This is a genomic window from Pseudomonas sp. 15C (assembly GCF_055484735.1).
Genome location: NZ_JBUDGD010000008.1, coordinates 85,603 through 102,027 on the forward strand (window position 1 = coordinate 85,603; position 16,425 = coordinate 102,027).

A 16,425-nucleotide genomic window follows, 5' to 3' on the forward strand; every position below is an offset into this window, starting at 1 on the left:
GCTAAAAGTCCCGCTGCGCTACGGCTAAACTGCCTCCCATTCCGAGACCTCTACGTCCGAGCCTGCGAGCCGGTTTGAGCTGACATGACGCGCACCCACGAAATCCGCCCCGACCTGGACGAGGGCATTGACCGCAAGACGCTCAGCCAACTGCGCGCGCGTTTTCTCAAACTCAATGAAGGCCGCCTCGGCCGCGCTCTCGAAGGTCTATCGACCCGGCAGCAAAGCGTGCTGACGCTGCTGCCGCTGTTCTTCCACGTCAATCACCCGCTGCTGCCCGGCTATGTCTCGGGCAGTACGCCGGCCGGCCTGTCGAATTACGAGCCGGACGCCGACAGCCTCGCCGAAGCCCAGCGCCTGACCCGCTCGTTCTCGTACAAGCCGCGCCATGGCAGCAACCCGCCGCGACCGATTCAGGGCCTGTTTCTGATGGGCAGCCTCGGCACGCTGGCTCAGGCCGACCAGAGCGACATGGACGTGTGGGTATGCCACGCGCCGGATCTGAGCGAAAGCGAACTCGCCGAACTGCAGAGAAAATGCCAGTTGCTCGAAGCCTGGGCCGCAAGTCAGGGCGCCGAGGCGCACTTCTTTCTGATCGATCCGGTGCGCTTCGTCAAAGGCGAACGCGACTCGCAGCTCAGTTCGGAAAACTGCGGCAGCACGCAGCACTTTCTGTTGCTGGACGAGTTCTACCGCACCGCCATCTGGCTGGCCGGGCGCACGCCGATCTGGTGGCTGGTGCCGGTGTATGAAGAAAGCGCCTACGACGCTTACACCCACACGCTGCTGTCCAAACGCTTCATTCGCGCTGACGAAACCCTTGATCTCGGGCCCATAGCGAGCATTCCGCCGGGCGAGTTCATCGGTGCCGGGTTGTGGCAACTGTTCAAGGGCATCGAGTCGCCGTACAAATCGGTGCTCAAGCTGTTGCTGACCGAGGTCTATGCCAGCGAACACCCGCACGTGCAGTGCCTGAGTCTGCGTTTCAAGAAAGCCGTGTTCGCCAATCAGCTGGACCTTGATGAGCTGGACCCGTACATGGTCGTGTACCGGCGCATCGAGGAATACCTGATTGCCCGCAATGAGCCGGAACGCCTCGAGCTGGTGCGTCGCGCGCTGTACCTCAAGGTCAACCGCAAGCTCACCGGCAACAGTCGCACCCAGAGCTGGCAACGCTCGCTGCTCGAGAGACTGGCCAACGAGTGGCATTGGGATCAGCGGCAACTGACCCTGCTCGACAGCCGCAGCCAGTGGAAAGTCCGCCAGGTCAGCGCCGAACGCCGCGCACTGGTCAATGAACTGAATTACAGCTATCGCTTCCTCACCCAGTTCGCCCGCACCGAGCAGACCGTCAGCCTGATCAACAAGCGTGATTTGAACGTCCTCGGTCGTCGCCTGTACGCAGCGTTCGAGCGCAAGGCCGACAAGGTCGAGTTCATCAACCCCGGCATCGCCCCGGATCTGGCCGAAGACACCCTGACCCTGGTGCAATCGCGCAACAAAAAGGAGCCGGGGCAAACCCAGTGGGGCCTGTACAACGGCAGCCTGACCGCGCTGGAGTGGGAACACTTCGCGCCGATCAAGCGCAGCCGCGAACTGCTCGAACTGCTGACCTGGTGCCACCGCAACGGCGTGATCGACAGCAGCACGCGACTGGCCCTGCATCCGGGCAACAGCGACCTGAGCGAATTCGAACTGTTCAACCTGCTCGGCAGCCTGCAACAGTGCATCGCCCTGCCCTTGCCCACCGTGGCCGAGGAAGCGCTGCTGCGCACCGCCGTGCCGAGCGAGGTGCTGATGCTGGTCAACGTCGGGATTGATCCGCTCAAACATCATCGCGACCTGAACATCCTGATGACCACCGAGCGCACTGACTCGCTGAGCTACGCCGGCGTGCGCGAAAATCTGGTGCTGACGCTGGATCAGGTCACGCTCAACAGCTGGAACGAAGTGCTGGTCAACCGCTTCGACGGGCCGCACGCCTTGCTCGACTGCCTGCGCGATTACCTCAACAATCTGCCGCGCGGGCCGTTACAGCCGTCGTTGAAAGTGCGCTGCTTCTGCCACAACCGCGCGCAATTCATTGCCCGTCGCGTCGAAGAAATCGTCGACACCGCACAGACCCTGCTGCTCAGCGAACTGAATCATCGTTACCTGATTCAGGTGCAGCAGCACTATCACGTGCTGGAACTGGTGCCGGGCCAGGTCAACCACGTGGCGCTCGCCACCCTGCCGGCACTGCTCGACTACCTCGGCGAGGAACAACCGCGCTACAGCCCGCTGCACCTGGACCCGATGGCACTTGAAGAACACGATCTCGCGCTGATCCTGCCGATGGGCCAGCCGGAATGCATTCAAGTGTTTTTCCGCACCAGCGAACAACACGCCGAGCTGTACGTGCTGGATGAGCACAACGCGCTGTGGCAGCAACATTTGCCCTATCACGACGAGCAAAGTCTGTTGGTGCCCTTGCAGCGTTTCCTGCAATCGATCCTGTTCCGCCGCGAAGCCGTGCTGCCGATGGAGGCCGGCTCCGACAGTCGCCTGGAAATTCTGTATTACCAGTTGTTGCCCTCAGGCCCGGGACGCGCGCGCCGGGTCGAAACACGGCCGGCGCCGCAGACGCCGGTCAATGAGCCGTTCTATGACGTGCAAGCCATCGTCGGCAAAGCCGCACCGGGCGAAGTGCAGGTCACCTTGTATTGCAATCAGCGGGAATTCAGCGAGCTGGAGCATGGCGACCAGTTGTTCAGCGTGGTCGCCCGCGAGATCGTCGGGCAGCGCCGCGAAGCCGAGCGCTACCGTTGCTACATCACCGACCTCGACCTGTCTGGCCTGCTCGGTGACGGGCAGAGTTCGAGCAATCTGTATCTGCGTTACAAGGCTGACCTGGAGCGCGCGCTGAACGAAGCGCTTGAACAGGTCTGACGCGGGGCTTATTCGGGAAAAGCGCCACCGTTGGCCGGCTGCGACTCGACTTCCAGCAGGGTCAGCTTGAGGGTCTTGCCACCCGGTGCCGGCCAGTCGATGTGCTGACCGACCTTCAGGCCCAGCAGCGCGCTGCCGACCGGGGCGAGAATGGAGATCTTGCCTTCATCGGCGTTGGCGTCCTTGGGATAGACCAGCGTCAGGTGGTAATCCTTGCCGCTGCCTTCTTCGCGGCAATGCACGCGGGAATTCATGGTCACGACGTCAGCCGGCACTTCATCGTGGCCGACCACGGTGTCGGCGCGATCCAGTTCGGTTTGCAGCGCGATCACGCCCGGCGCAGCCTGGTCTTTCTCGCTCAGGCTGTCGATCAAGCGCTCCAGACGTTGCACGTCCAGACGGGTAAGGGTGATGGAAGGTGCGGTCATGATCCGGGCAGACTCCTTTCTTCTGCACAAAAAAAGCAAAACCCCGCCAAAAAAGACGGGGTTTTTACCAGGCCTCGATGGGTTGAGGCGTGTCCGGACACTATCACAGCTCAAAAAATATACAAGTCACGCCCCACTGGACAGCTTGCGCTGTGACGCCTGGGCGACGATGACCCGGCGCCGCTGATCATCCGCCGAGCGCCATTCGCGAATGTCTTCGACGTGGCGCGCGCAGCCGAGACAGACTTTCTGTTCGTCCAGTCTACATACACCCGTGCACGGCGAAGGCACCGCCGGGCTGACGTTGCTGTAAAGCGGTTTTGGCGGGCGAACAGGCGATGCATCGGTCACGAATCACAGACCTTCGAAATCGAATTCAGCGCCAGCCTGCTGCTTGACGATGCGCTCGAGCATCTCGCCCAATTGCTCTTCACTCTTGTCGCACATCCAGCGCTCGCTTTCTTCGTCGTAGTCGAAGTGGAAGCCGCCGGACACTGCCGCCAGCCACAGCTGGCGCAGCGGCTCCTGGCGGCTGAAGATCAGTTGGCTGCCGTTTTCGAACTTGACGGTCAGCACACCGGCCGAGCTTTCCAGGTCGATGTCCAGGTCGCTTTCATCAAAGATGTCTTCCAGTTTTTCCTGGGTTTCATCGACCAGATCGTGGAAACGGGCTTCGGACAAACTCATTGCGGCAACCTCAAAAATTGTCTGATCAGGCTCAAGCGCCGAAAGATACGGACGCTGCCAGCCGATTGCAAAGGATAACGACCAAGCGCCTTTCCCACCCCAAACACTAATCCTTGCAGGAGTGAGCCTGCTCGCAAATGGCCGGTACATTCAACATCACTGCTGACTGACACACCGCTATCGCGAGCAGGCTCACTCCTGCAGAGCTTTGCGCGAGCCCCGCCAGACGGGAGGGCCATTACATAGGCAAGCTGCCGGGTGGCCGGTATACTCCGGCGCAATTAACGCATTTTCAAGGATTTCGCCATGAAGCGCCTGATCTCTTCCCTTGCTGCGCTCGTCGCGGTTGCCTGCCTCGTTTCGGCCTGCGGTCAAAAAGGCCCGCTGTACCTGCCCGATGACAATCAGGACCCGGCCGAACAAGCCCAATCGTCGCAAAAGCAGCCGTCCAAAGCACACAAGCACGACGTTTACTAAGGGATCGCCATGGACGCTTTTAACTACCGCGGCGGCGAGCTGTTCGCGGAAGGTGTGGCGCTGTCGGCCATCGCCGACCGCTTCGGCACCCCGACCTACGTCTACTCGCGCGCGCACATCGAAGCCCAGTATCTGGCCTACGCCGATGCGCTGGCCGGCATGCCGCACCTGGTCTGCTTTGCGGTCAAGGCCAACTCCAACCTCGGCGTACTGAATGTCCTGGCCCGTCTCGGCGCCGGTTTCGACATCGTTTCCCGTGGCGAGCTGGAACGTGTGCTGGCCGCTGGCGGCAGCGCCGACAAGATCGTTTTCTCCGGCGTCGGCAAGACCCGTGACGACATGCGTCGCGCCCTCGAAGTCGGCGTGCACTGCTTCAATGTCGAATCCACCGACGAGCTCGAGCGCCTGCAAGTGGTCGCCGCCGAGCTGGGCGTGCGTGCGCCGGTTTCGCTGCGCGTCAACCCGGACGTCGATGCCGGCACCCATCCGTACATTTCCACCGGCCTTAAAGAGAACAAGTTCGGCATCGCCATTGCCGACGCCGAAGACGTGTACGTGCGCGCCGCACATCTGCCGAACCTGGAAGTGGTCGGCGTCGACTGCCACATCGGCTCGCAACTGACGACGCTGCCGCCGTTCCTCGATGCACTCGACCGTTTACTGGATCTGGTCGACCGCCTCGGCGATTGCGGCATTCACCTGCGCCATATCGATCTCGGTGGCGGTTTGGGTGTGCGATATCGCGATGAGGAGCCACCGTTGGCCGCCGACTACGTCAAAGCCGTCCGCGAACGCCTCGAAGGCCGTGATCTGGCGCTGGTGTTCGAGCCGGGCCGTTTCATCGTTGCCAACGCCGGCGTGCTGCTGACCCAGGTCGAGTACCTCAAGCACACCGAACACAAGGATTTCGCCATCGTCGACGCGGCGATGAACGACCTGATCCGCCCGGCGCTGTATCAGGCGTGGATGGATGTCACCGCGGTGAAACCGCGCGAGACCGCCGCCCGCACGTACGACATCGTCGGCCCGATCTGCGAAACCGGCGACTTCCTCGCCAAGGACCGTGAGCTGGCGCTGGCCGAAGGCGACTTGCTGGCGGTGCACTCGGCCGGTGCCTACGGTTTCGTCATGAGTTCCAACTACAACACCCGCGGCCGCGCCGCCGAGGTGCTGGTAGACGGTGATCAGGTTTTTGAAGTGCGCCGCCGCGAAACCGTGGCCGAGCTGTTTGCCGGCGAAAGCCTGCTGCCGGAGTAACCCATGCTGCTGCGTTTTACCAAAATGCACGGCCTGGGCAATGACTTCATGGTTCTCGACCTGGTCAGCCAGCACGCGCACATTCAGCCCAAACACGCCAAGCAATGGGGCGACCGCCATACCGGCATCGGTTTCGACCAGTTGCTGATCGTCGAAGCGCCGAGCAACCCGGACGTGGATTTCCGTTACCGGATCTTCAATTCCGACGGTTCCGAGGTCGAGCAGTGCGGCAACGGTGCGCGCTGCTTCGCCCGGTTCGTGCTCGACAAGCGTCTGACTGCGAAACGGCAGATCCGCGTCGAGACCAAGGGTGGCATCATCGAACTGGACGTGCGTAACGACGGCCAGATCGGCGTCAACATGGGCGCGCCACGTCTGGTGCCGGCAGACATTCCGTTCGAGGCGCCAGCGCAGGCCAGCAGCTATCAGCTGGAGGTCGACGGCACCACCGTCGAACTGGCGGCCGTGTCGATGGGCAACCCGCACGCGGTACTGCGCGTGCAGGACATCAACAGTGCACCGGTGCATGAGCTGGGGCCGAAAATCGAACACCATCCGCGCTTTCCGGCGCGGGTCAATGTCGGTTTCCTTCAGGTCATCGACCGCCACCGTGCGCAATTGCGCGTATGGGAACGCGGCGCCGGGGAAACCCAGGCCTGCGGCACCGGCGCATGCGCGGCGGCTGTCGCGGCCATCAGCCAGGGGTGGATGGATTCGCCGCTGTTGATCGACCTGCCCGGCGGGCGTCTGTCCATCGAGTGGGCCGGCCCCGGCCAACCGGTGCTGATAACCGGTCCGGCAGTGCGTGTATACGAAGGACAAGTGCGTCTTTGAGTGAGCAGAAACCATGACCGATAAGCCTCAGGTACCCGCCCGACAGTCCGACGAATCCGCGTCCGCGAACCTGGAAGCGGCAGCAGTCGCCGCCTACCTGGAGGCTCATCCGGACTTCTTCGTCGAGCACGAAGAACTGCTGCCGGCCATGCGCATCCCGCACCGTCGCGGTGACACCGTGTCGCTGGTCGAACGGCAGATGACCATCCTGCGTGATCGCAATATCGAGATGCGTCACCGCCTCTCGCAGCTGATGGATGTTGCCCGCGATAACGATCGCCTGTTCGACAAGACCCGCCGGCTGATCCTCGCTCTGATGGACGCTTCCAGCCTGGAAGACGTAGTGATCAGCGTCGAAGACAGTCTGCGCCAGGATTTCCAGGTGCCGTTCGTCAGCCTGATCCTGCTCGGCGACAACCCGGCACCGGTCGGTCGCTGGGTCACTCACGCCGACGCGCAGGTCGCCATCGGCGGCCTGCTCACTGAAGGTAAAAGTGTCAGCGGCAGTCTGCGTGAACACGAGCTGGACTTCCTCTTTGGCGAAGAACAGCGCAAGCAGATAGGCTCGACTGCCGTGGTCGCGGTCAGCCATCAAGGCATCCACGGCATTCTGGCGATCGCCAGCCGTGATCCGCAGCATTACAAAAGCTCGGTCGGCACGCTGTTTCTCAGCTACATCGCCGAAGTCATGGGCCGCGTGCTGCCACGGGTCAACAGCTCCCTGCGTTCGGTACGCTGAACATGGAACGGCAACTGGACGCTTACTGCGAGCACCTGCGCAGTGAGCGGCAGGTGTCGCCGCACACGCTGTCGGCCTACCGCCGCGACCTCGATAAAGTCCTCGGCTGGTGCATCAAGCAGAACATCGGCAGCTGGACCGCGCTGGATATCCAGCGCCTGCGCAGCCTGATCGCTCGCCTGCATGCGCAGGGCCAGTCCTCGCGCAGCCTCGCCCGCCTGCTGTCGGCCGTACGCGGGCTCTATCACTACCTCAACCGTGAAGGCCTGTGCGATCACGACCCGGCCACGGGTCTGGCGCCACCGAAAGGCGAACGTCGCCTGCCAAAAACCCTGGATACCGACCGCGCGCTGCAACTGCTCGAAGGTGCCGTTGAAGATGATTTTCTGGCACGACGCGATCAGGCGATTCTCGAATTGTTTTACTCATCAGGCTTGCGCCTTTCCGAACTGACCGGTCTCAATCTCGATCAACTCGATCTGGCCGACGGCATGGTTCAGGTGCTCGGCAAGGGCAGTAAAACCCGTTTGCTGCCGGTGGGCAAAAAGGCCCGAGAAGCCATCGAACAGTGGCTGCCCCTACGGGCCATGACCAACCCGGCGGACGATGCCGTGTTCGTCAGCCAGCAAGGCCGGCGCCTTGGCCCGCGAGCGATTCAGGTGCGCGTCAAACTGGCTGGCGAGCGCGAACTGGGGCAGAACCTGCATCCGCACATGTTGCGGCATTCTTTCGCCAGCCACTTGCTCGAATCCTCGCAGGACCTGCGCGCGGTGCAAGAATTGCTCGGTCACTCCGACATCAAGACCACGCAGATCTACACCCACCTGGACTTCCAGCACCTGGCCGCGGTCTACGACAGTGCCCACCCCCGGGCCAAACGCATGAAAGGCGATGATTCATGAGCATTCAGTTGATCACCTTCGACCTCGACGACACCTTGTGGGATACCGCGCCGGTGATCGCCAGCGCCGAAACCGTCCTGCGTGAGTGGCTTGCCGAGCATGCAATGAATCTGGGCGCGGTGCCGGTCGAGCATTTGTGGTCGATTCGCGAACGCGTACTGAGCAGCGAGCCCGGGCTGAAACATCGCATCAGCGCCTTGCGCCGGCGCGTGCTGTTCCATGCGCTGGAAGAATCCGGTTACGCCCACGGCGAGGCGTCAGAGCTGGCGGACAAGGCCTTTGAAGTGTTCCTGCATGCGCGGCACCAGATCGAGGTATTCCCCGAAGTCCAACCGGTGCTGGAGATCCTCGCCAATCATTACGCGCTGGGCGTGATCACCAACGGCAATGCCGATGTGCGCCGGCTGGGGCTGGCGGATTTCTTCAAATTTGCCTTGTGCGCCGAAGATATTGGCATTGCCAAACCGGATGCGCGGCTGTTTCATGAAGCGTTGCAGCGCGGCGGCGTGGGTGCCGAGGCAGCGGTCCATATCGGCGATCATCCCGGCGATGACATTGCCGGTGCGCAGCAAGCAGGGTTGCGCGCGGTGTGGTTCAACCCGACGGGTAAGGTCTGGGAGGCGGAGCGCGCGCCGGACGCCGAGATTCGTAGCCTGACGGAATTGCCTGCCGTGCTCGCACGTTGGAATGCCCCCTCGAACTAACGCAGTTCCCCTGTAGGAGTGAGCCTGCTCGCGATAGCGGTGTATCAGATACATCTAATTGAATGTCACACCGCAATCTCGAGCAGGCTTCCCACAGGGGATTTGGTGGCCGCTCCATTTATTTCAGACATGAAAAAGCCCGCAGCGACGGCGGGCTTTTTCAGCAAGCGAGCGACACGCCTCAGATAGGGCGGCTGCCGTACTTGTTGTCCGGCTTCTTGGGCGGATCGGCGACCACATTGGCCTCCACCTCCTGCACCTTGCCACCGCGCGCAAGGAACTCTTCCATGGCCTTGGCCAGGGCATCGCGCTCCTTGTTCTTGGCTTCAATGCTCGGCAACTCATCCACCGACACCGCAGCCTTGGCTTTGCCTTTGGCAGCCGGGGCCGGCGTATCGTCACCGCCATCGTCTTCAGCAACGTCTTCCGCTGCTGCTTCCAGACCTTCTTCGGCCTCGTCTTCGTCGCCTACTTCGAGGTCGTCGTTTTCCAGATCATCGTCGCTCATGTTCTACCTCATGACTTGCGAAAAGCAGATTAGTTATAGACCAGCTTTGGCGACTGTCGAAAGTCGCCGGAAAAAAATCGGTAACCATTGATGACCAATGGTTCATGCCCCTTCACCGTGCAAGGTGGCGAGGACTTTACGGGCACCGCCATGATCACGGTGCTCGCCCAGATAAACGCCTTGCCAGGTTCCCAGTGCCAGGCGACCTGCCGAAACCGGCAGACTGATCTGGCAGCCAAGCACGCTGGCCTTGAAGTGCGCCGGGAGGTCGTCCAGGCCTTCGTCGTTATGCTCATAGCCGTCTGTTCCTTGTGGGATCAGACGATTGAAAAATCGTTCGAAGTCGCGACGTACCGCCGGATCGGCGTTCTCGTTGATGGTCAACGACGCCGAGGTATGCTGCAGCCACAAATGCAACAGACCGATCCGACACTTCCTGAGTTCAGGCAGGTTTTCGATCAGCTCATCCGTTACCAGATGAAAGCCCCGGGGCCGCGCCCGCAGGGTTATCAGAGTCTGTTGCCACATACAGTTCTCCGCAAGTTCGGGGCGCATTCTAGCGCGCTCTGGGAAAAAACAAAGGCCCTAATATTCCTGCAATCATGTAAGCCATTCGCCGGGTAAAAACGCCACGGGTAAACACGACCAAAGCTGTACGAAAAATCCTTTCAGCTGCTCTCACAGTGACAAATCGCGGACAAAAAAATGCCCGGCGAGCCGGGCAATTTTTTTCCTGCGCGTATTTACAGGTTGTAGCCGCGTTCGTTGTGCTGTGCCAGATCGAGGCCGACCGATTCTTCTTCCTCGGTCACGCGCAGACCCATCACCGCGTCCAGGACCTTGAGGATGATGAAGGTGACGATCGCGGTGTAGATCACCGTGAAGCCGACGCCTTTGATCTGAATCCAGACCTGTGCGCCGATGTCGGTCACGGTGCCGAAGCCGCCCAGTGCAGGCGCTGCAAACACACCGGTGAGGATCGCGCCGAGGATACCGCCGATACCGTGTACGCCGAACGCGTCCAGGGAATCGTCATAACCGAGTTTGCGCTTCAGGGTGGTGGCGCAGAAGAAGCACACCACGCCGGCCGCCAGACCGATCACCAGTGCGCCCATCGGGCCTACGGTGCCAGCGGCCGGAGTGATGGCGACCAGGCCGGCAACCACACCCGAGGCGATGCCCAGCGCGCTTGGCTTACCATGGGTGACCCATTCGGCAAACATCCAGCCCAGCGCCGCAGCGGCGGTGGCGATCTGAGTAACCAGCATTGCCATGCCGGCAGTGCCGTTGGCGGCCGCAGCGGAACCGGCGTTGAAGCCGAACCAGCCGACCCACAGCATGGCGGCGCCCATCAGCGTGTAACCGAGGTTGTGTGGAGCCATCGGCGTGGTCGGGAAGCCTTTGCGCTTGCCCAGCACCAGGCACGCCACCAGACCGGCGATACCGGCGTTGATGTGCACCACGGTGCCGCCCGCGAAGTCGAGTACGCCCCAGTCCCACATCAGGCCGCCGTTGCCGGACCAGACCATGTGCGCAATCGGTGCATAAACGAGGGTGAACCAGATGCCCATGAAGATCAGCATCGCGGAGAACTTCATGCGCTCGGCAAATGCACCGACGATCAGCGCCGGGGTGATGATCGCGAAGGTCATCTGGAAGGTGATGAACACCGCTTCAGGGAACAGCGCCGCCGGGCCGGTAATGCTCGAAGGCGTGACACCGGCGAGGAACGCCTTGCCCATGCCACCGAAGAACGAATTGAAGTTGACGACGCCCTGCTCCATGCCGGTGGTGTCGAACGCAATGCTGTAGCCATAAATGACCCACAGGATGCTGATCAGACCGGTAATGGCGAAGCACTGCATCATCACGGAAAGTATGTTTTTCGAGCGGACCATGCCGCCGTAGAACAGCGCCAGGCCAGGAATGGTCATGAACAGCACAAGGGCTGTCGAGGTGAGCATCCAGGCAGTGTCGCCGGAATTGAGGACTGGGGCTGCCACTTCGTCTGCCGCCATTGCAAGGCCGGGCATTACGATGGACAACAGGGCTCCTAGCCCTGCGAATTTACGCAGAGTCATATTGTTTTCTCCTGGGGCGTTGGGGTTTGTGGCGGCTTAGATCGCGTCGGTATCGGTTTCGCCGGTACGGATGCGGATCGCCTGTTCCAGATTGACCACGAAGATCTTGCCGTCACCGATCTTGCCGGTGTTGGCGGCCTTGGTTATCGCTTCGATAACCCGGTCCAGATCCTTGTCGTCGATGGCCACGTCGATTTTCACCTTGGGCAGAAAATCGACCACATATTCCGCGCCGCGATACAGCTCGGTGTGACCCTTCTGCCGGCCGAAACCTTTGACTTCAGTAACGGTAATGCCCTGCACGCCGATTTCGGACAGCGACTCGCGCACGTCGTCCAACTTGAACGGCTTGATGATGGCAGTGACTAGCTTCATGAAACTCTCTCCCGAATTGGTGGACTTGCCCCAGGAAAACAAACCCGACTCAAGTCTAAGCGCAGTGCCTGGCTTTGTAACGCATCGTCGGCCTTGCCTGCCCGACTGACGCCAGCTAACCGCATCCAGACGAAACTCCCCGCTCCGTCTGCCGCACTGCATTCGTCACAGCGACTGCATCAGTGCATGGGTCGAAGGTGACTAAGCAGAAACCTTGCCATCTCGCCAAAACCCTATGATTTCAGTCCCTTGGCCGCTACAGCAGACACTCTTGCGCAAACCGCCGTGCCGATACGCACAACAACGGTGCGCCGCCGTCCGTAGGCCTGCGCGAAAAGCGTGCATCTCTGACCACGGGATTGACTATAGACACTGCGTGATACACTGCCGCCCATTGTTTCCAGGACATCCACCATGCTCGCGCCCAAAGACTTCCTCGACGCCCTGAGCGGCACCGCCTCCCGCCTGTTCAGCGGCGACACCCCGCTGCCGAAAGCCGAAATCGAAAGCCAGTTCAAGATGCTGCTGCAAAGCGCCTTCAGCAAACTCGACCTGGTCAGCCGTGAAGAGTTTGATAGTCAGATGGTGGTGTTGGCCCGAACGCGTGCACGGCTTGAGAGCCTTGAAGCGAAAGTTGCCGAGATGGAAGCGAAGCTGGCGCCGCCTGCGGAATAATCCGCGCCCCCTAGGAGCTGCCGAAGGCTGCGACCAGATAGCAAAAAAGGCGTCCAAAGGACGCCTTACAAATGTTCTCTGAGAAAGAGTTACCGCAACTCTTGAGTTCCCACCCGTGCGACCTTGAATTCGGATTCAAGCGCAATGTGCCAGCCGTTCAACCTGATCACGGATGGAAGCTCCTTTCTCAATCTCAGCTTTTCGCAAATCATAAGTCGATTGCAGGTTCAGCCAAAACTCAGGGGTGGTGTCCAGGCAGATAGCAAGCCTTAACGCCATATCAGCGCTGACACCTCGCCGCTGTAGAACAATATCGTTCACCGTCGGAGTCGACACATTTAGTGCTCTCGCCAACGCAGCTGCTGTAAGACTCAAAGGCTCCAGATACTCTTCTTTGAGGATCTCACCGGGATGAACCGGACGCATACCATTCTTAGTCATAGTCACCTCAGTGATAATCGACGATTTCCACACCCTCAGGACCATTAAGCCCCCAGACGAAGCAAATTCGCCATTGGGCGTTGATCCGAATGCTGAATTGCCCTTTTCGATCTCCTTCCAGAGCTTCGAGCCGATTTCCCGGAGGAGACCGGAGATCAGCTAATACCGCCGCCGCATCAAGCATCGTCAGCTTGCGTTCCGCGACACTCAATATGGCTGACCAGAAACGGGATTTACCGCTGCGGAACAGGTATTCGGTTTCAGAACATCCGAAGCTAACGATCATAGGTTAAAGCTTAACGTTATGCATTAATCTTGAGTGTATTCGCGGAAGTCATCAAAGCAAACAGTCCATCCTGTGATTTGGGTGTTCTTTCAAGACTCTCAGAAATGGACTACTCACGCGGCCCGCATCCTCACCGAATCCGTTGCTTTCTCCTACATAAATAACTCGTATGTCCGCTTGCAGTACTGGATAGATTCCTTGCGATTTGTTCCAGCAACATCCTGAGAAATTTTCGCGCTCCGCTCGACCCGCTTAAGCGTCCTCTTCCAACTACCCTTCAAAAACCCGCAGGAAGCGGCCCACGATTCAGCTCAAGGAACGACCATGTCTCTCTCCATCGTCCACAGCCGCGCCCAGATTGGCGTCGAAGCCCCTGCTGTCACTGTCGAAGTCCATCTGGCCAACGGTCTGCCGTCGCTGACCATGGTCGGGCTGCCCGAGGCGGCGGTGAAGGAGAGCAAGGATCGGGTGCGCAGCGCGATCATCAATTCCGGGCTGCAGTTTCCGGCGCGGCGGATCACATTGAATCTGGCGCCAGCGGATCTGCCCAAGGATGGTGGGCGCTTTGATCTGGCGATTGCCTTGGGGATTCTGTCGGCGAGTGTGCAGGTGCCGTGTCTGACGCTGGACGAGGTGGAGTGTCTGGGCGAACTGGCGTTGTCCGGGGCGGTACGGCCGGTGCGCGGTGTGCTGCCGGCAGCCCTGGCGGCGCGCAAGGCCGGGCGCGCGTTAGTGGTGCCTCGGGCGAATGCGGAAGAGGCTTGTCTGGCCTCGGGGTTGAAGGTGTTTGCGGTGGATCATTTGCTGGAGGCTGTGGCGCATTTCAACGGGCATACGCCGGTCGAGCCGTATGTCTCTGACGGCTTGATGCATGCCAGCAAGCCCTATCCCGACTTGAATGAAGTGCAGGGTCAGAAGGCAGCCAAACGTGCGTTGCTGATTGCTGCGGCAGGCGCGCATAACCTGCTGTTCAGCGGGCCTCCGGGTACCGGTAAAACATTGTTGGCAAGTCGTCTGCCAGGGCTTTTGCCGCCGCTGGCCGAGAGTGAAGCGCTGGAGGTCGCGGCGATCCAGTCGGTTGCCAGCGGTGCGCCGCTGACCCATTGGCCACAACGCCCCTTCCGCCAACCGCACCATTCGGCATCCGGGCCGGCACTGGTCGGTGGCAGCTCGAAACCGCAACCCGGAGAGATCACCCTCGCCCACCACGGCGTGCTGTTTCTCGACGAACTGCCGGAGTTCGATCGCAAGGTATTGGAGGTTTTGCGCGAACCGTTAGAGTCAGGGCACATCGTGATTGCCAGAGCCAAGGATCGCGTGCGGTTTCCCGCGCGGTTTCAGTTGGTGGCGGCGATGAATCCGTGTCCCTGTGGATATCTTGGAGAGCCGAGCGGCAAGTGCTCATGCACACCGGACATGGTCCAGCGCTATCGCAACAAACTGTCGGGGCCGCTCCTCGATCGCATCGATTTGCACCTGACGGTGGCGCGCGAGGCGACGGCGTTGAACCCGCAGGTGAAGCCGGGCGAAGACAGTGCCAGCGCTGCCGCGTTGGTTGCCGAGGCCCGTGAACGACAGCAAAAAAGGCAGGGCTGCGCCAATGCCTTTCTCGATTTGCCAGGACTGAAGCGCCATTGCAAGTTATCCACAGCCGATGAAACCTGGCTGGAAACCGCCTGCGAACGTCTGACCCTGTCGCTACGCTCGGCGCATCGCTTGCTCAAGGTTGCCCGTACTCTGGCAGACCTCGAGCAAGCCGACGCCATCAACCGTGAGCACCTGGCCGAGGCGCTGCAATATCGGCCAGCGACGTCTTAATGCGCGGTCAGATCAACCAGCGGCGTCTGCCGCACTTCGGTTTCACGCCCGGCCTGAATCTCGCTCACACGCTTCAGGGCGTTATCCACAGCGCCCTTGTCCGCGAGCAGGCTGTAACTGATCTGGAATTGCTGACTGGCTTTCGGTGCAATGGTCGGCACCAGATTCAGCGGACGCTGATAATGGCGGTTGTAGGAAAAACTCGTCCCCGGTTCCAGGCCGGTGACATAGCCCTGCCCTTGGGTATCGGTATTTTTCCACAGGGAAAACACCGGCAGCTGCGAGGTATTGAAGCCGACCGAGACGCCCAGGCTACCGGCCTTGTTATGCAGCACGGTCAGCGTTTGCCCCTTGGCATCGGCATAGGGCACGACGTTGTAGACAGTTTCGTCGTAGTCCTTGGTCGGCCCGCGATAGGTCTGCCAGTCGGCCAGATCACCCTTGGCCTTGTCGTTGAATGGCGAGACCTGTTTGACCGGCGCGGCAAAGCGGGCGCCTTGCTCAAGAAACGGCGTGCTGAAGTTGCTGTGATACAGCGCCTGATATTCCTTCGGATAATCGCCGTTGTTGGTCAGCATATCGTTGAGGCTGAAGGCGGCGCTGCCTGGAACCGTGACCAGTTCGGTGGCCACGGAGAAATCGACTTTCTTGAACGCCTGCTCTTTCAGCTCGCCACGCAAGCTGATGGCATACGGCGGTTTTTCGTCGATGTGCAGGGTGACGGTACTGGCCGGGATATTGGCGGCGCGGCCGTGCAAAGTCAGCAGCTCACCATTGTCCATGCCCGGATGGCCGACCCATTCATAACCACAGCGGGTCACCAGTTCGTTGAAGCCTTCCAGCCAGCCGAGGCCACCGCGTCCGTTGAGTTCGATGAAGGCCGGGTTGACCACCTCCTTGACCGGCGAATCCCAGCCCATCCGCACGTCGCCGACGGACGCCTGCAAGACGTTCATGCCACGGGTCGGCACTACGGAGAGTTTCATTGTGCCGTTATCGATGTCGACGATGCTCACGCCTTCCTGCCGGCCGCCGTGCAGGGTGCGCAGGCTGACGGAAAAGGGTTTGTCGGTTTTCACGCCCAGTTGCGCGCTGGTGATGGTCCAGTTTTGCGCGGGTTTGTTGGTGTCGAGAAGGACGTAATCCCAGGCCATGGCGTGGGAAGCAGCAGAGAGTGCGCCGAGTGCGAGGGCGAGTTTGAGCGGGGTCATGGCAGCAGCCTTTATTGGAGTTGTGCCATTTTTATAGCGCTGCGGAAACGATTCAGCAAGTGCATTAGATCGAC

The 16,425-nt window shown here is 60.6% G+C and carries 19 protein-coding genes; 9 read left to right on the top strand and 10 right to left on the bottom strand.

All coding sequences use genetic code 11. The annotated features are described in order from the left end of the window. The first annotated feature begins 84 nt into the window (after positions 1 to 84). Entirely contained in the window at positions 85 to 2,928 is a 2,844-nt protein-coding gene (locus ACYYKW_RS06920) for a class I adenylate cyclase (RefSeq protein WP_464989717.1), read from the top strand. 8 nt (positions 2,929 to 2,936) lie between these two features. Here ACYYKW_RS06920 and rnk read toward each other — a convergent pair whose 3' ends face one another. The 3 genes from rnk to cyaY form a co-directional block, all read right to left on the bottom strand. Continuing rightward, positions 2,937 to 3,356 carry a nucleoside diphosphate kinase regulator gene (gene rnk, locus ACYYKW_RS06925; RefSeq protein ID WP_093097081.1) on the bottom strand — a complete coding sequence of 140 codons (420 nt, stop codon included), beginning with the start codon at positions 3,354 to 3,356 and terminating at the stop codon, positions 2,937 to 2,939. Between the two features lie 126 nt (positions 3,357 to 3,482). Continuing rightward, on the bottom strand, positions 3,483 to 3,707 hold the full coding sequence (locus ACYYKW_RS06930) for a DUF1289 domain-containing protein (protein ID WP_093097072.1): 225 nt from the start codon (positions 3,705 to 3,707) through the stop codon (positions 3,483 to 3,485). Between the two features lie 3 nt (positions 3,708 to 3,710). Beyond that, positions 3,711 to 4,043, bottom strand: a complete 333-nt coding sequence (gene cyaY, locus ACYYKW_RS06935; RefSeq protein WP_077575013.1) for an iron donor protein CyaY — start codon at positions 4,041 to 4,043, stop codon at positions 3,711 to 3,713. Positions 4,044 to 4,349: 306 nt separating this feature from the next. On the opposite strand from cyaY, the gene lptM reads away from it, so the two are divergent. From lptM to ACYYKW_RS06965, 6 genes are read left to right on the top strand one after another with little or no spacing between them, the layout of a single operon-like run. After that, positions 4,350 to 4,520 carry an LPS translocon maturation chaperone LptM gene (lptM, locus tag ACYYKW_RS06940; protein WP_090287444.1) on the top strand — a complete coding sequence of 57 codons (171 nt, stop codon included), beginning with the start codon at positions 4,350 to 4,352 and terminating at the stop codon, positions 4,518 to 4,520. A gap of 9 nt (positions 4,521 to 4,529) precedes the next feature. Next, positions 4,530 to 5,777 (top strand): diaminopimelate decarboxylase, encoded by a 1,248-nt coding sequence (lysA, locus tag ACYYKW_RS06945; RefSeq protein WP_093097067.1) that lies wholly within the window; start codon positions 4,530 to 4,532, stop codon positions 5,775 to 5,777. A 3-nt stretch (positions 5,778 to 5,780) separates the two neighbouring features. Then, entirely contained in the window at positions 5,781 to 6,611 is an 831-nt protein-coding gene (dapF, locus tag ACYYKW_RS06950; RefSeq protein ID WP_464989718.1) for a diaminopimelate epimerase, read from the top strand. Positions 6,612 to 6,624: 13 nt separating this feature from the next. Continuing rightward, complete coding sequence (locus ACYYKW_RS06955; protein ID WP_090287450.1) at positions 6,625 to 7,350, top strand: DUF484 family protein; 726 nt, start codon at positions 6,625 to 6,627, stop codon at positions 7,348 to 7,350. Positions 7,351 to 7,352: 2 nt separating this feature from the next. Then, positions 7,353 to 8,252: a tyrosine recombinase XerC gene (gene xerC / locus ACYYKW_RS06960; RefSeq protein ID WP_464989719.1), complete on the top strand. Its 900-nt coding sequence runs from the start codon at positions 7,353 to 7,355 to the stop codon at positions 8,250 to 8,252. Then, a complete protein-coding gene (locus tag ACYYKW_RS06965) occupies positions 8,249 to 8,956 on the top strand; it encodes an HAD family hydrolase (RefSeq protein ID WP_464989720.1) in 708 nt (235 codons plus the stop codon). The genes xerC and ACYYKW_RS06965 overlap by 4 nt, the downstream gene beginning before the upstream one ends. A gap of 181 nt (positions 8,957 to 9,137) precedes the next feature. Here the strand turns inward: ACYYKW_RS06965 and sutA are convergent, their stop codons facing one another. The 4 genes from sutA to glnK all read right to left on the bottom strand — a co-directional run bounded on the left by sutA (position 9,138) and on the right by glnK (position 11,920). Next, entirely contained in the window at positions 9,138 to 9,464 is a 327-nt protein-coding gene (sutA, locus tag ACYYKW_RS06970; protein WP_016772583.1) for a transcriptional regulator SutA, read from the bottom strand. Positions 9,465 to 9,566: 102 nt separating this feature from the next. Continuing rightward, on the bottom strand, positions 9,567 to 9,992 hold the full coding sequence (locus ACYYKW_RS06975) for a secondary thiamine-phosphate synthase enzyme YjbQ (protein ID WP_093097054.1): 426 nt from the start codon (positions 9,990 to 9,992) through the stop codon (positions 9,567 to 9,569). Between the two features lie 215 nt (positions 9,993 to 10,207). After that, positions 10,208 to 11,545, bottom strand: coding sequence for an ammonium transporter (locus ACYYKW_RS06980; RefSeq protein ID WP_093097049.1), 1,338 nt, complete (start codon positions 11,543 to 11,545; stop codon positions 10,208 to 10,210). Between the two features lie 36 nt (positions 11,546 to 11,581). After that, entirely contained in the window at positions 11,582 to 11,920 is a 339-nt protein-coding gene (gene glnK / locus ACYYKW_RS06985; RefSeq protein ID WP_002555808.1) for a P-II family nitrogen regulator, read from the bottom strand. A 414-nt stretch (positions 11,921 to 12,334) separates the two neighbouring features. On the opposite strand from glnK, the gene ACYYKW_RS06990 reads away from it, so the two are divergent. Beyond that, positions 12,335 to 12,595, top strand: a complete 261-nt coding sequence (locus tag ACYYKW_RS06990; protein WP_305440458.1) for an accessory factor UbiK family protein — start codon at positions 12,335 to 12,337, stop codon at positions 12,593 to 12,595. A gap of 135 nt (positions 12,596 to 12,730) precedes the next feature. Here ACYYKW_RS06990 and ACYYKW_RS06995 read toward each other — a convergent pair whose 3' ends face one another. Beyond that, entirely contained in the window at positions 12,731 to 13,036 is a 306-nt protein-coding gene (locus tag ACYYKW_RS06995) for a HigA family addiction module antitoxin (RefSeq protein ID WP_093097040.1), read from the bottom strand. 7 nt (positions 13,037 to 13,043) lie between these two features. Beyond that, positions 13,044 to 13,322, bottom strand: a complete 279-nt coding sequence (locus tag ACYYKW_RS07000) for a type II toxin-antitoxin system RelE/ParE family toxin (RefSeq protein WP_093097036.1) — start codon at positions 13,320 to 13,322, stop codon at positions 13,044 to 13,046. A gap of 324 nt (positions 13,323 to 13,646) precedes the next feature. Between ACYYKW_RS07000 and ACYYKW_RS07005 the strand changes: the two genes are divergently transcribed. Beyond that, positions 13,647 to 15,140 carry a YifB family Mg chelatase-like AAA ATPase gene (locus ACYYKW_RS07005; protein WP_464989721.1) on the top strand — a complete coding sequence of 498 codons (1,494 nt, stop codon included), beginning with the start codon at positions 13,647 to 13,649 and terminating at the stop codon, positions 15,138 to 15,140. Here ACYYKW_RS07005 and ACYYKW_RS07010 read toward each other — a convergent pair. Next, positions 15,137 to 16,351 (bottom strand): aldose 1-epimerase family protein, encoded by a 1,215-nt coding sequence (locus ACYYKW_RS07010; RefSeq protein WP_464989722.1) that lies wholly within the window; start codon positions 16,349 to 16,351, stop codon positions 15,137 to 15,139. The two genes, ACYYKW_RS07005 and ACYYKW_RS07010, sit on opposite strands and share 4 nt — an antisense overlap. Positions 16,352 to 16,425: the final 74 nt, after the last annotated feature.